Here is a 12,900-nt window from a genome sequence, read left to right as displayed (position 1 = left end):
GAATGTTTGAGTAGAAATCCGATGACACCGACCTCTGACCGTCTCACGTATCTGAAACTGGCGGCCGTGACCATGATCTGGGGCGGCACCTTCGTTGCCGGACGTTATCTGGCCGCTGGCCTGGACCCGCTGCTGGCGGCGACCGTGCGTTTTTTGCTGGCCAGCGTGGCGTTGCTGACCTTCCTGGGCGCGGCGCGAATTCGACTGGTACGCCCGACCACCGCGCAGCTTGCGCAACTGACCGTCCTCGGCTTTTTCGGGATCTTTTTCTACAACCTGTGCTTTTTCTACGGCCTGCATTACATCAACGCGTCCCGGGCGTCGCTGATCGTGGCGCTGAACCCGGCGGTGATTGGCCTGGCTTCGTGGGTGTTGTTCAAGGAGCGCCTGGGGCCGCTCAAACTGCTGGGTATCGCGCTGTGCCTGGGCGGTGCGGGGCTGGTGATCGTCAGTCGCAACCCGCAGCTATTGCAGGGCGCCGCGAACGCCTGGATCGGTGACCTGTTGATCTTTGGCTGTGTGGTGGGGTGGGGCGTGTATTCGCTGTTTTCCCGCCACCTCAACCAGAGCCTGGGCCCCTTGCAAACCGTGACCTGGTCGATCCTGTTGGGCACGCTGATGCTGACACTCACCACGCTGGTGACGGGGCGATTGACGGTGGATGCGTTGGGCGCGATTGATCTGCCCCAACTGACGAGCTTGTTGTACCTCGGCGTGCTGGGCTCGGCGCTGGCCTACATCGGTTACTACGACGGCTTACGTCGCATCGGTGCCACCCGCGCGGGTGTGTTCATCGCCCTCAATCCGCTGACGGCGGTGATCTGCGGTGCATTGCTGCTCGGCGAACAACTCACCGCGCCGATGCTACTGGGAGGGGCCGTGATCCTGCTGGGCATCTACCTGTGCAACAAACCCCTTGCGCGGGTGAGGGCAATGGGGATTTGATAAGAGTACGGACAAATCTGTTTACGCTGTGTAGAATCGATTTACGCATACAAGAATAAGGACTTGCGCTAACGCAAGCCTCGCCCGTCAGAGACTGATGTAACCATGAAGCTACTCGGGTCCGCCCTCATCTTTGGTGACTTCCTCGCCCGCAGCGTGCGGGGTATCTCCTGTGCTCCGCCTGCCCACCTCATCCTTGCTGGCAACTAACGACATCCGTTAATGACAAGAATGATGAGGCACCGAAAATGACAGACCTGTACGAAAACCCAATGGGCCTGATGGGCTTTGAGTTCATCGAATTTGCATCGCCAACCCCGGGCACCCTGGAGCCGATCTTCGAGATCATGGGCTTCACCAAAGTGGCGACCCACCGTTCCAAGAACGTGCACCTGTACCGCCAGGGCGAGATCAACCTGATCCTCAACAACGAACCCAACAGCATCGCTTCCTACTTTGCGGCCGAGCACGGCCCGTCGGTGTGCGGCATGGCGTTTCGTGTCAAGGACTCGCAACAGGCCTACAACCGTGCCCTGGAACTGGGCGCCCAGCCCATCCATATCGAAACCGGCCCGATGGAACTGAACCTGCCGGCGATCAAGGGTATTGGCGGCGCGCCGCTGTACCTGATCGACCGCTTCGGCGAAGGCAGCTCGATCTATGACATCGACTTCGTGTACCTCGAAGGCGTCGAGCGCAACCCGGTGGGCGCCGGCCTGAAAGTCATCGACCACCTGACCCACAACGTGTACCGCGGGCGCATGGTCTACTGGGCGAACTTCTACGAGAAGCTGTTCAACTTCCGTGAGGCGCGTTACTTCGATATCAAGGGCGAATATACCGGCCTGACCTCCAAGGCCATGAGCGCCCCGGACGGCATGATCCGCATCCCGCTGAACGAAGAATCGTCCAAGGGCGCCGGCCAGATCGAAGAGTTCCTGATGCAGTTCAATGGCGAGGGCATCCAGCACGTCGCGTTCCTCACCGACGACTTGGTCAAGACCTGGGATGCGCTGAAGAAGATCGGCATGCGCTTCATGACCGCGCCGCCGGACACCTACTACGAAATGCTCGAAGGCCGCCTGCCGAACCACGGTGAGCCGGTGGACCAACTGCAAGCGCGGGGCATCCTGCTGGACGGTTCGTCAGTGGCGGGCGACAAGCGCCTGCTGCTGCAGATCTTCTCGGAAACCCTGATGGGCCCGGTGTTCTTCGAGTTCATCCAGCGTAAAGGTGATGACGGTTTCGGCGAAGGTAACTTCAAGGCACTGTTCGAATCCATCGAGCGCGACCAGGTACGTCGCGGTGTGCTCACCGCTGACTGATGGCTGATGTAAAAAAGCCCGGTCGTGGATATCCGCGACCGGGCTTTTTTTGCCTGCAATCAGGCTTTGCGCTGGCGAACCAGGTGCTTGAACCCTTCGTACACCATCACCATCACCGCCAGCCAGATGGGTATATAGGTCAGCCACTCACCGGCCTTGATGCTTTCTCCCAGCAGCAACGCCACCCCGAGCAACAGCACCGGCTCCACATAGCTGAGCAGCCCGAACAGGCTGAAGGCCAACAAGCGGCTGGCGACGATGTAACACACCAGTGCCGATGCACTGATCACGCCCAGCATCGGGATCAAGGCGTACAACCCCTTGTGGGCATCGAGCACCGCAAAGCCCTGTTCGCCGCTTTGGACGAACCACAACGCCACTGGCAACATCAGCGCCATATCGAGCCACAGCCCGCCAAGGTGGTCGGTCTTCAGACGTTTGCGCACGATGAAGTAGATCGGGTAACCGATGATCACCACCAGCGTGGCCCAGGAGAAACCGCCTACCTGGTACAACTCGTTAAGCACGCCGCAAGCTGCAAAAAACACCGCGACCTTTTGCAGGCGTGACAGCTGTTCTCCATACACCAGGCGCCCGGTGAGCACCATGGTCAACGGCAGCAGGAAATACCCCAGCGATACATCCAGGCTGCGACCGTTGAGCGGCGCCCACATGAACAGCCACAACTGCACCCCCAGCAAGGCCGAAGACAACACCAGCCCGCCGATCAAACCGGGTTTGGCTGCGGCCAGCCGAACCAACTCCCAGGCGCGGCGCCACTCGCCGCTGACGATCATGAACACGGTCATGCAGGGCACGGTCAGCAACATCCGCCAGCCGAAGATCTCCAGGCCGCTCAAGGGCGTAAGCAGTGACGTGAAGTAATACATCACGGCAAACAACACCGAGGCCAATACCGATAACACAACACCTTTAGACACGCTGTCCTCGCGAAAACCGATGGCTACAAAAGAGGGGAGATTTCAGGGAGGGAATATAGTGCTTTTGCGGTGAGATGGTTGCGCTGTTTTGTGGTGAGGGGACAAGCCCCCTCACCACAGGTCAGGTGTAGGCCGCTCGGCTATCGTGCAATCCGACCCGACACGAAATGGCTCACATCATTGAATCCCGGCGTCGAGGCATGCCCCGGTGTCACCAGCGAATCAATAAACGCCTCATCCTCCGCCGTGATCTTCACCTCCAGCGCGCCGGTGTAGGCGTCCCACTGCGCCTCGGTGCGCGGCCCGACAATCGCCGAGCTGACCGCCGAGTTGTTCAGCACCCAGGCAATCGCGAACTCGACAATCCCCACGCCGCGGCCCTGGGTGTATTGCTGGATCTGCTGGGCGATGCGCAGGGACTCGACGCGCCATTCGGTTTCCAGGATGCGCTTGTCCTGGCGCCCGGCGCGGCTGCCGGCTTCAGGTGTCACGTCCGGCGCATATTTGCCACTGAGCACGCCACGGGCCAGCGGGCTGTAAGGCACCACGCCCAAGCCGTACGCGGCAGCGGCGGTGATCTGCTCCACCTCGGCCTGGCGGTTGACGATGTTGTACAGCGGCTGGCTGATGATCGGCTTGTCCACCCCCAGGCGCTCGGCCACACGGATCACTTCAGCGATGCGCCAGCCGCGGTAGTTGGACAGGCCCCAATGGCGGATCTTACCCTCGTGGATCAAGTCGCCGATGGCCGAAACCGTCACCTCCAGCGGCGTGTTGTGGTCTTCACGGTGCAGGTAGTAGATGTCCAGGTAATCGGTGTCGAGGCGCGTCAGGCTGGCTTCGATCGCATTGAAGATCCGTTTGCGGTTCAAGCCGCTGCGGTTTGGCAGGCCATCCACGGGGCCGATGCCCACCTTGGAGGCCAGCACCCAATCCTGGCGCTGGCGGGCGATGGCTTCACCGACGATTTCCTCGGAGCGCCCGCCGGTGTAGACGTCGGCGGTGTCGATAAAATTGATGCCTTGGTCCCAGGCCTTGTCGATGATGCGCAGCGAATCCTCAGTGTTGGTCTGCTCGCCAAACATCATGCTGCCCAGGGTCAGCGCGCTGACTTTCAACCCGGACTGGCCCAGTGTGCGGTAAATCATCGTGAACACCTCAAAAGGGGGAGACAGTACTTACCCAATACCAGAGAGCAAGGCTCTGGAACAAGCCCTGCGACGGTTATTGCGGTAATAGTTCGGCGCAGCGCTGTTGCAGGAAGCGGTGCAGGACCTTGACCCGTTCCGACACTTGCAGCCGGTGCGGGCACATCAAATTGAACGGCGTCGGCTCGCCTTGCCAATCGGTGAGCAACGGCACCAGGCGTCCGGCCTTGATATCGCGGGCCACATCCAGCCGCGCTTTGTAGGCGATGCCATGGCCGGCCAGCGCCCAGCGCCGCACGATCTCGCCGTCATCGCTCAGGTAGTCCCCTGTCACCTCGACTTCCTGGAGCAGGGCGCCCTGGCGAAAGTACCAGGTGTTGTTCGCACGGCCCTGGCGCATGTAGCGCAGGGTGCTGTGTTGCGCCAAGTCCTGGGGCGTGCGCGGTGTGCCATGGCGTGCCAGATACTCAGGACTGGCACACGCCACGCGCTGGTGATCGGGCACCACCGGCAGTGCCACCAGGCTGGAATCCCGTGGCACGCCAAAGCGCAGGGCAATGTCGACGGTCTCGCGGAACAGGTCGGCATTGCTGTCGTTGAGCAGCAATTGAAGGCGCACGTTCGGGTGTTCGAGCTTGAACTCGTCCAGCCAGCCCAGCAGCACATTGCGCCCGAAATCCGAGGGCGCCGCCAATTGCAGCAAGCCACTCAAGCTCTGGCCTTGCTGCTTGATCGCCTGTTCGCCTTCCGACAACGCCTCCAGGGCCACACGCACGCTGTCGAGGTAGCGCCGGCCTTCTTCGGTCAGCCGCATGCTGCGGGTGGAGCGCGCCAGCAGCCGAATGCCCAGGCGGGTTTCCAGGCGCTTGAGGGCGATACTGGCTGCGGCCGGAGTCAGGCTGAGGCTACGAGCAGCCGCGGACAGGCTGCCCGTATCGGCCGTACGCACGAAGACTTCAAGGTCGAGGATCGAACTCATCTGTAAAAATCCTTTAAATATCTTGTCGTTTTACCGGGATTTTTCAACGATTGCCAAGCTGGGAAGATGAAACCTCATTTTCCCAACCAGGTATTTCTCCATGACTTCTCCCCTCAACGGCAAAACCGTCATCGTCATCGGTGGCAGCAGCGGCATTGGTGCAGCCGTGGCCAAACAGGCTGTGGCACGCGGGGCCCACGTGGTGCTGGCCGGACGGCGCTTGTCTTCAGCCGTGGAGAACGGTGTGCGCAGTGAGCAGGTGGACGTGACCGACGCCGCCTCGTTGCAGCGCCTGTTTGAAGCAGTGGGGCGTTTTGACCATCTGGTTTACACCGCCGGCCCTGCGGTGCAGGCCAAGACGTTGATCGAGACTGACCTGAACCTGGCGCAAGACAACTACAACGTGAAGCTCTGGGGTTCGCTGCGGGCGATCCAGGCGGCGCTGCCATTTCTCGGCGAGCACGGCAGCATCACATTGACCTCGGGCCAACTGGGTCGTCGAGCGGTGGCGGGGCAGTTCATCAAGACCGGGATCAATGCTGCGACTGAAGCGCTGGGCAAGCAGTTGGCCAAGGAGCTGGCGCCACGTCGGGTCAACGTGATCAGCCCGGGCGTAATCGACACCGAGGCGTATGCCGGGTTGTCCGGGGAGCAGCGGCTGGCGATGTTTGCCAAGGCCGGCGGGGCGTTGCCGGTAGGACGAGTGGGGCAGGCCGAAGAAGTGGCTGCCGGGTACGTGCTGGCGATGGAGAACGGGTTTATCACGGGTAGCGTGATTGATGTGGATGGTGGCGGCTTGCTCTAAGCGCAGGTCAATCAAAACAGGTCCCGCTTTCGGGCGGGGCCTGCTGTATCACCCACCGCATCTTGCTTAATAACGCGGCACCGGAGCCGGTTGCGGCGGGTAGTAATAGCCCGGAGGCGGCGCCTGGTAGTACACCGGCGGAGGTTGCTGGATGTACACCGGCTGCGGCTGGACGTAAACCGGCTGTTGCACGTAGACCGGCGGCTGGGAGTTGGCGACGACCGAGCCTACGACGAGCCCGCCGACCACGGCCCCCAGCAACGCCGGGCCACCCCAGCCCCAACCACCACGGTAGCCACCGTGACCCCATCCATAGCCGTACCCGCCACGGGCTTCTGCCTGCCCCGCGATGGCGAGGGTGGCAATCAGCACGAGGGCTACTTTCACTTTTGAGAGTCGACTGATCATGACAAGTCCTCTACTTATGCATCGAACCGGTTTTAATCATATTCCCGGGCATACGTTTCAGACAGTGCTTTTTGAGGGGATTACGCGGCGCCAGAGTAAAGGTTAGGTAAGGTTTGTAGCCTGTTTGTTACCTGGCTCTGGCGTTTAAGTGAATACGGGTGTCCGGCGGTGTTCTGAATATAAAAACACCGGCGCCGCCATGGAGGTCGACAGCGCCGGTTTGCCCTGATGTCAGGCCTTGAGTGTCCGCGTCATTCGCAACGCCAGCACACTGCCCGCCACAATCACCGCCGCCAGCAAGTACAGCGCCATGTCGGTAGACCCGGTGGCATCCTTCACAAACCCGACGATATACGGGCTGAGGAACCCGGCCATCTGGCCCATGGAGTTGATCAGTGCCAAGCCACCCGCCGCAGCGCCTGCGCTGAGCATGGCGGTCGGTACCGGCCAGAACATCGGCAGGCCGGTGAGGGCGCCCATGGTGGCGATGGTCAGGCCGAGGATCGCAATCGCCGGCGTGGTTGCAAAGTTGACCGCAATCACCAACCCGATCGCGCCCATCAGCATCGGTACTACCAAGTGCCAGCGACGCTCCTTGCGCAAGTCGGCAGAGCGGCCCACCAGCAGCATGAACACCGCCGCCAGCAAGTACGGGATTGCACTCAACCAGCCAATCACCAGGTTATCGCTGAAACCCATGTTCTTGATGATCGACGGCAGCCAGAAGTTGATGGCGTACACGCCGCTCTGGATGCAGAAGTAGATCAGGCCGAACGCCCAGATGGCCGGGTTCTTGAACACTTCCAGCAGCGAGTCGCTGGTGGTTTTCGGCTTGTTGGCCAGGTCGGTCGCCTGGTCGGCTTCCAGCACCGCGCGCTCATGGGGCGTGAGCCACTTGGCGTTGGCAAAGCTGTCGCTGAGCAGGAAGTAGGCGAGGGCGCCGAGGATCACCGTCGGGATGCCTTGCAGTAGGAACATCCACTGCCAGCCTGCCAGCCCGCCCTGGCCGGCGGCGAAGTGGTTGAGGATCCAGCCGGAGAACGGGCTGCCGAGCAAGCCGGACACCGGGATCGCTGACATGAACAGCGCCATGATCCGTCCACGGCGGAAGGTCGGGAACCACTGCGAGAGGTACAGCACCACACCCGGGAAGAAACCGGCTTCAGCGGCGCCGGTCAGCAGGCGCAAGCCGTAGAAATGGGTGGGGGTGGTGACGAACAGCAGGCAGGTGGACAGGGTGCCCCAGACGATCATCATCAGCGCAATCCAGCGCCGTGGACCAAACCGGGTCAACGCCAGGTTGCTCGGTACGCCGCACAGCACGTAGCCGATAAAGAAGATCCCGGCACCGAGGCCGTACACGGTCTCGCTGAATTTCAGGTCGTCGAGCATCTGCAACTTGGCAAAGCCGACGTTGACGCGGTCGAGGTAGTTGAACAGGTAGCAGATGAAAATGAAGGGGATCAGGCGCAGGGTAATGCGCTTGTATACGGCGTTTTTATCGTCATCGGTGGCCTGGGTGACAGCGGCGCTCTGTGACATGGCAGTCTCTCTTTATTATGATTTTTCGCGATGCGAGGGTAACGTTGATCGCCCAATGAGTCTCGGCCACCTCAAGGGGTGATGTCTTTGTGCTCGCGCACAGTCAGGCATGGTTTGCGCTGTGCCTATGAACAACCCGTTTTTTCAGGAATTTAGCCCCATGTTCGAGCTGGATCATGACCTGGCGCAGGATATCGTCAATCGCACCATGGCGATCCTGCCCTATAACGTCAACGTCATGGACAGCCAGGGCCTGATTCTGGGCAGTGGCGAACCGGAGCGTATCAACACCCGCCATGAAGGCGCGCAACTGGTGCTGGCGAACGTGCGCGTGGTGGAAATCGACAGCCAGACCGCCAAGCACCTCAAGGGCGTGCAGCCCGGGATCAACCTGCCGTTGTTGCACGATCAGCGCCTGATCGGCGTGCTGGGCATTACCGGCGAGCCGGAAGTGCTGCGTACCTATGCCCAGCTGGTGCGCATGACCGCCGAAATGCTGGTGAGCCAGCGCCATCAGCAAGCCGAGCAGCAATGGCGCCGCCAGCGTTGCGATGATCTGTTGGCGCTGCTGCTGGCCGAGACCGGCGATTCGCCGCGCCTGGTGGACGAAGCGCAGCAACTGGGCCTCAAGCCGCAATTGGCGCGCACGCCGTACCTGTTTGAACTGGGCAGCGGCCAGTCGGCCGAGGCCTTGAGCGCCTGGCTGACCTCGCGCTACCCCGACAGCTGGTGCGTCAGCTCCGCGCAGTTTTCCCTGTTGTGGTGCCGGCCGGCGTCAGTGCAAGTCGACAACCCGCGCCTGCTGGAAAAGCTCGAAGGCCTGGGCTGGAACATCCTGCGGGTTGCCGTCGGCGGCCAGGCGGACGGCCTGGCCGGGCTGCGCCGTTGCTACCGACGCGTCGGCGATCTGCTCGCCTATGGCCGCGATGTGTTGCCCGAATCACGTTTGCTGACCCTGACCCGCTACCGACTGCCGGTGATGCTCTGGCGCCACCGCAACGACGATGCCCTCGACGAACTGCTCAACCCGCTGCGCAAGGTGCTGGCCAAGGACAGCAACGGCCAGTTGCTGGCGACCCTGCGCAGCTGGTGCGACCACGACGGGCAAAGCCAGGCCTGCGCCGATGCCCTGGGCATCCACCGCAACAGCCTGCGCTACCGCATGGAGCGCATTGCCGAGTTGAGCGGCGTTGACCCGCTGACCCTCGACGGCATGCTCGCGTTGTACCTCGGCGTGCAGCTCTTGCCCCAGGCTTTGTCGAAATGAACAACAAACCCCAGCCACTCTTGTGCAATGGACCGGCGTTATTGCCTGAGCCAACTGGCAGCATGGGCGTTATAAAAACCGGAGAAAGCCCATGAAAATCATCATCGCCCCCGACTCGTTCAAGGACAGCCTGAGTGCCGAAGGCGTGGCGAATGCCATTGCCGAGGGGTTGGCCACGGTGTGGCCCGACGCCGAGCTGATCAAGTGCCCGATGGCGGACGGTGGTGAGGGCACGGTGGAGTCGGTACTCGCCGCCTGCCAGGGCGAGCGGCGTACCACCAACGTGCAAGGGCCGTTGGGCGCCCGCATTGATGCGCATTGGGGCTGGTTGGCCGAGAGCCATACCGCAATCATCGAAATGGCCGAGGCCAGCGGGCTGCAATTGGTGCCGCCGGGTAAGCGGGATGCCTGTTCCAGCAGCACGTTTGGCACCGGCGAACTGATCCGCGCGGCACTGGATGCCGGCGCCCGGCGCATCATCCTGGCGATTGGCGGCAGCGCCACCAACGACGGCGGCGCCGGCGCGATGCTGGCCCTCGGTGTGCAATTGTTTGATGCCGAAGGTGCCGCATTGCCCTTGGGCGGACTGGCACTGGCCAATCTGTCGCGCATCAGCCTGGAACAACTGGATCCACGCCTGGCCGAGGTGCGCTTTGAAATCGCTGCCGACGTGAATAACCCTCTGTGCGGCCCCCACGGTGCCTCCGCGATTTTCGGCCCGCAAAAAGGTGCCAATCCCCAACAAGTCGAGCAGTTGGACGCTGCCCTCGGCCATTTCGCCGATCACTGCGCCAAGGTGTTGCCGAAAGACGTGCGTGACGAGCCCGGCAGCGGCGCCGCCGGTGGCTTGGGGTTCGCCGCCAAGGCGTTCCTGGGCGCGCAATTTCGTGCAGGGGTTGAAGTCGTCGCTGAACTGGTAGGACTTGAACACGCGGTACGCGGCGCCGACCTGGTGATCACCGGCGAAGGCCGTTTCGACGCCCAGACCCTGCGGGGCAAAACCCCGTTTGGCGTGGCGCGGATTGCCAAGCAGCACAACGTGCCGGTAATCGTGATCGCCGGCACGTTGGGTGAGGGTTATGAGCAGATGTACGCCCACGGTGTGGATGCCGCGTTCGCCTTGCCGTCCGGCCCGACTACCCTGGAGCAGGCCTGCAGCGAGGCGCCGCGCCTGTTACGCGAACGCGCCTCGGACATCGCCCGGGTCTGGCGCCTGGCGGCCCCGGCGGTTTAAGCCTCAAAGCCCTGCGCCAGTTGATCGACCCACTGGCGCTGAAAGCCCAGCAGCGCGTCCTTGGGCTGCTGCAACTGGACAAACTCCAGCATCGGGTCTTCCACCGCCGTGCGTACCCCGGCCAATTCCTCCAGCGCCGCCAGCCCGCAAAACGGCACGTAGGCCTCGCTGTAGCCGCCTTCATGCACCAGCACCAGGCGGCCCTGGCACAGCCGCTCGGCAGCCTCACGCACCGTGCGGGTCATCAGGCGGAACGACTCGCTGTGCAGCAGCATCCGCGCCAGCGGGTCGACGGCGTTGGCGTCGTAACCGCAGGCGACGATGATCAGTTCGGGCTCGAATCGCTCGAGGGCCGGCACCACGATGCGTTCCATCGCATGCAGGTACGCCGCGTGGCCGCTGCCGGGTGGCAACGGGATATTGATATTCGCCCCCAGGCCCGCGCCGTGGCCACGGTCCTGTTCACCGCTGTAACCCGGCGGATAGCAACCGTCCTGGTGCAGGGAGATCGTCAATACATCGCCGCGTGCTTCGAAGATGGACTGGGTGCCGTTGCCATGGTGCACATCCCAGTCGATCACCGCGACCTTGCCCAGCCCACGGCGCGCCTTGGCCGCCTCGATGGCGATGGCGATGTTTGCCAGGAAGCAAAAGCCCATGGCGCCGTCCGCCAGGCAGTGATGCCCCGGTGGCCGCGACAGCGAGTAGGCATTCCCGACGTGCCCGCTCAGCACCGCGTCCACCGCAGCGATGGTCAACCCTGCGGAGAGTTTGGCGATCTCGTAGCTGCCCGGGCCAATCGGCGCCTGGGGCCCCAGCTCGCCGCCGCCGGCATCGCTCAGGGCCTTGAAGCGTTGCAGGTAGTCGGCGCCGTGTACTCGCTGCAAATCCTCCTCCGTGGCCGGGGCGGCACTGTGCTGTTGCAGGTGACGGCTCAGCCCGGACACGTCCAGCAGGCTTTTCAAACGCCGCTTGGTCTCCGGTGACTCGGCATGCCCGGTGCCGGCAGGCGGCTGCACCCAGCCGCCTACCGGCAAGGTCAGGGCGTGGGGGCCGGCGCTGTGCCAGAGGCTTAGTTCATCAAAGAAAAACGCAGTGGATCGGTTCATCAGAGTCTCCAGTTCAGCGGGTTAAAACAGCGTCAGGCGGGGTGCGGCTGCCGAGCATCAGCGCCAGGGACAACAAGGTGATGGCGGCGCCGCCCACCAGTAGCGAGGTAAACCCGCCGCTGGCCTCGATCAGCCGTCCGGCAATGGCCGGCCCGATGGCCAGGCCGGCGCCGATCACCAGGTTGGAGGTGTTCATCAGCTTGCCGCTGCGGTCGAGGTCAGCCAGGCAGGCGAGAATCAGCGGCAGGATGAAGGTCCAGGTGAACTTGAACAGCAGCGCCGCCAGGGCAAAGCGCATCAGCGTCGGCGTGCCGCTCAGCAACAGCACGGCACCCGCCATCAGGGCGTAGCCGGCCAGCAACAGCAGCAGGCGCGGCAGCCGCGTACCGATGACTGAGGCACACCCGGCGCCGACGATTCCCATCACCGTGGCCAGGGCCAGCACTTCACCGCTGTGTTGTGCGGAGATTCCCGCGCCACTGCCGATGGCGCCGATAAAGGTCCAGACGCCGCCGAGGCTGATATAGAAAGTCAGGATCCCGGCGATGCCCAGCGCAGCCTTCATTCGGGAGCCCGGCAATGGCGCGGCGTCGGTTGGCTGGCGCGGCGGGCTGCCGGATGGAAAGCAGCGGGCCAGGGGCAGCAGCAGCGTCATCAACCCCGCAAGAATCAAGTAGCAGGCGCCGAGCCCATAGCGCGCAAACAACCCGGGCAACACCCCGAGGCCGACGGCGCCGACCACCAGTTGCCCCATCACCCACAAGCCGTAGATCCGGCTGGGGTTGGCGGCAGCGGCCGCGCTGGCCAGGCAGATGATCATCAGCGAACCGCCCGCCAGGGCACTCATAAAGCGTAAGGCAAGCAAGGTGGCGTAGGTGTCGGCGAGCATCGACAGCAGGTTGGCGGCAATGAACGCAATGGCGGCCACCAGCGCTGCCAGGCGCCAGTCCACCCGCTTGAGCCACCAGAACGCAGGCAAGGTGGCCAGGCTCATCGCCCCCAGCTCGGTGGAGAACAGGTCGCCGATGTGTGACGGGCTCAGTTGCCATTGGCTGGCCAGTTGTGCGGCCACCGCCGGTGCGGTCATCAGGATGGTCGGGGTGATGGCGGCGAACAGGATGATCGCCGCCAGCAAGGGCCAGGAACGCGCCGAATAGCCGGCGGTTGCAGAGTGGGTCTGAGTGTTCATGGGCAAGC

General features: G+C 62.9%; 12 protein-coding genes. 5 read left to right on the top strand and 7 right to left on the bottom strand.

Translation table 11 applies throughout. The features are described from left to right. Positions 1–21 precede the first annotated feature (21 nt). Both MUM_RS0115570 and hppD read left to right on the top strand, forming a co-directional pair. Entirely contained in the window at positions 22–945 is a 924-nt protein-coding gene (locus MUM_RS0115570; RefSeq protein ID WP_010171378.1) for a DMT family transporter, read from the top strand. 248 nt (positions 946–1,193) lie between these two features. After that, positions 1,194–2,270: a 4-hydroxyphenylpyruvate dioxygenase gene (gene hppD / locus MUM_RS0115565; RefSeq protein WP_010171376.1), complete on the top strand. Its 1,077-nt coding sequence runs from the start codon at positions 1,194–1,196 to the stop codon at positions 2,268–2,270. 59 nt (positions 2,271–2,329) lie between these two features. On the opposite strand, the gene rarD is transcribed toward hppD, so the two are convergent. From rarD to MUM_RS0115550, 3 genes are all read right to left on the bottom strand, one after another. Beyond that, positions 2,330–3,211, bottom strand: a complete 882-nt coding sequence (rarD, locus tag MUM_RS0115560) for an EamA family transporter RarD (protein ID WP_010171373.1) — start codon at positions 3,209–3,211, stop codon at positions 2,330–2,332. 140 nt (positions 3,212–3,351) lie between these two features. Further along, the gene (locus tag MUM_RS0115555) at positions 3,352–4,359 is read right to left on the bottom strand and encodes an aldo/keto reductase (RefSeq protein WP_010171371.1); all 1,008 of its coding nucleotides are present in this window, start codon (positions 4,357–4,359) and stop codon (positions 3,352–3,354) included. A gap of 76 nt (positions 4,360–4,435) precedes the next feature. Next, a complete protein-coding gene (locus MUM_RS0115550; RefSeq protein WP_010171369.1) occupies positions 4,436–5,338 on the bottom strand; it encodes a LysR family transcriptional regulator in 903 nt (300 codons plus the stop codon). A gap of 100 nt (positions 5,339–5,438) precedes the next feature. On the opposite strand from MUM_RS0115550, the gene MUM_RS0115545 reads away from it, so the two are divergent. After that, positions 5,439–6,143 (top strand): SDR family oxidoreductase, encoded by a 705-nt coding sequence (locus tag MUM_RS0115545; RefSeq protein WP_010171367.1) that lies wholly within the window; start codon positions 5,439–5,441, stop codon positions 6,141–6,143. A 66-nt stretch (positions 6,144–6,209) separates the two neighbouring features. Here the strand turns inward: MUM_RS0115545 and MUM_RS0115540 are convergent, their stop codons facing one another. Together MUM_RS0115540 and MUM_RS0115535 are read right to left on the bottom strand one after the other, a co-directional pair. Then, positions 6,210–6,551 carry a hypothetical protein gene (locus MUM_RS0115540; protein WP_010171365.1) on the bottom strand — a complete coding sequence of 114 codons (342 nt, stop codon included), beginning with the start codon at positions 6,549–6,551 and terminating at the stop codon, positions 6,210–6,212. Positions 6,552–6,782: 231 nt separating this feature from the next. Next, positions 6,783–8,093, bottom strand: a complete 1,311-nt coding sequence (locus MUM_RS0115535) for an MFS transporter (protein ID WP_010171363.1) — start codon at positions 8,091–8,093, stop codon at positions 6,783–6,785. A 160-nt stretch (positions 8,094–8,253) separates the two neighbouring features. Between MUM_RS0115535 and MUM_RS0115530 the strand changes: the two genes are divergently transcribed. Continuing rightward, positions 8,254–9,360 carry a sugar diacid recognition domain-containing protein gene (locus MUM_RS0115530; protein ID WP_010171361.1) on the top strand — a complete coding sequence of 369 codons (1,107 nt, stop codon included), beginning with the start codon at positions 8,254–8,256 and terminating at the stop codon, positions 9,358–9,360. 91 nt (positions 9,361–9,451) lie between these two features. Then, positions 9,452–10,594: a glycerate kinase gene (locus tag MUM_RS0115525; RefSeq protein WP_010171358.1), complete on the top strand. Its 1,143-nt coding sequence runs from the start codon at positions 9,452–9,454 to the stop codon at positions 10,592–10,594. Here MUM_RS0115525 and MUM_RS0115520 read toward each other — a convergent pair. Next, positions 10,591–11,703 carry a class II histone deacetylase gene (locus MUM_RS0115520; protein WP_010171357.1) on the bottom strand — a complete coding sequence of 371 codons (1,113 nt, stop codon included), beginning with the start codon at positions 11,701–11,703 and terminating at the stop codon, positions 10,591–10,593. The genes MUM_RS0115525 and MUM_RS0115520 overlap by 4 nt on opposite strands. A 13-nt stretch (positions 11,704–11,716) precedes the next feature. Beyond that, the gene (locus MUM_RS0115515; protein WP_010171355.1) at positions 11,717–12,892 is read right to left on the bottom strand and encodes an MFS transporter; all 1,176 of its coding nucleotides are present in this window, start codon (positions 12,890–12,892) and stop codon (positions 11,717–11,719) included. Positions 12,893–12,900: the final 8 nt, after the last annotated feature.

It is taken from the genome of Pseudomonas sp. PAMC 25886 (genome assembly GCF_000242655.1).
Lineage (GTDB): Bacteria > Pseudomonadota > Gammaproteobacteria > Pseudomonadales > Pseudomonadaceae > Aquipseudomonas.
Note: the sequence above shows the minus strand (reverse complement) of the source record. Positions and strands in the feature narration are given on the sequence as shown.

Bases quoted from the DNA above. Each gene is read 5' to 3' on its own strand.
- MUM_RS0115570 (WP_010171378.1), top strand. From the start codon at position 22: ATGACACCGACCTCTGACCGTCTCACGTATCTGAAACTGGCGGCCGTG.
- hppD (WP_010171376.1), top strand. From the start codon at position 1,194: ATGACAGACCTGTACGAAAACCCAATGGGCCTGATGGGCTTTGAGTTC.
- MUM_RS0115555 (WP_010171371.1), bottom strand. From the start codon at position 4,359: ATGATTTACCGCACACTGGGCCAGTCCGGGTTGAAAGTCAGCGCGCTG.
- MUM_RS0115550 (WP_010171369.1), bottom strand. From the start codon at position 5,338: ATGAGTTCGATCCTCGACCTTGAAGTCTTCGTGCGTACGGCCGATACG.
- MUM_RS0115545 (WP_010171367.1), top strand. From the start codon at position 5,439: ATGACTTCTCCCCTCAACGGCAAAACCGTCATCGTCATCGGTGGCAGC.
- MUM_RS0115540 (WP_010171365.1), bottom strand. From the start codon at position 6,551: ATGATCAGTCGACTCTCAAAAGTGAAAGTAGCCCTCGTGCTGATTGCC.
- MUM_RS0115535 (WP_010171363.1), bottom strand. From the start codon at position 8,093: ATGTCACAGAGCGCCGCTGTCACCCAGGCCACCGATGACGATAAAAAC.
- MUM_RS0115530 (WP_010171361.1), top strand. From the start codon at position 8,254: ATGTTCGAGCTGGATCATGACCTGGCGCAGGATATCGTCAATCGCACC.
- MUM_RS0115525 (WP_010171358.1), top strand. From the start codon at position 9,452: ATGAAAATCATCATCGCCCCCGACTCGTTCAAGGACAGCCTGAGTGCC.
- MUM_RS0115520 (WP_010171357.1), bottom strand. From the start codon at position 11,703: ATGAACCGATCCACTGCGTTTTTCTTTGATGAACTAAGCCTCTGGCAC.
- MUM_RS0115515 (WP_010171355.1), bottom strand. From the start codon at position 12,892: ATGAACACTCAGACCCACTCTGCAACCGCCGGCTATTCGGCGCGTTCC.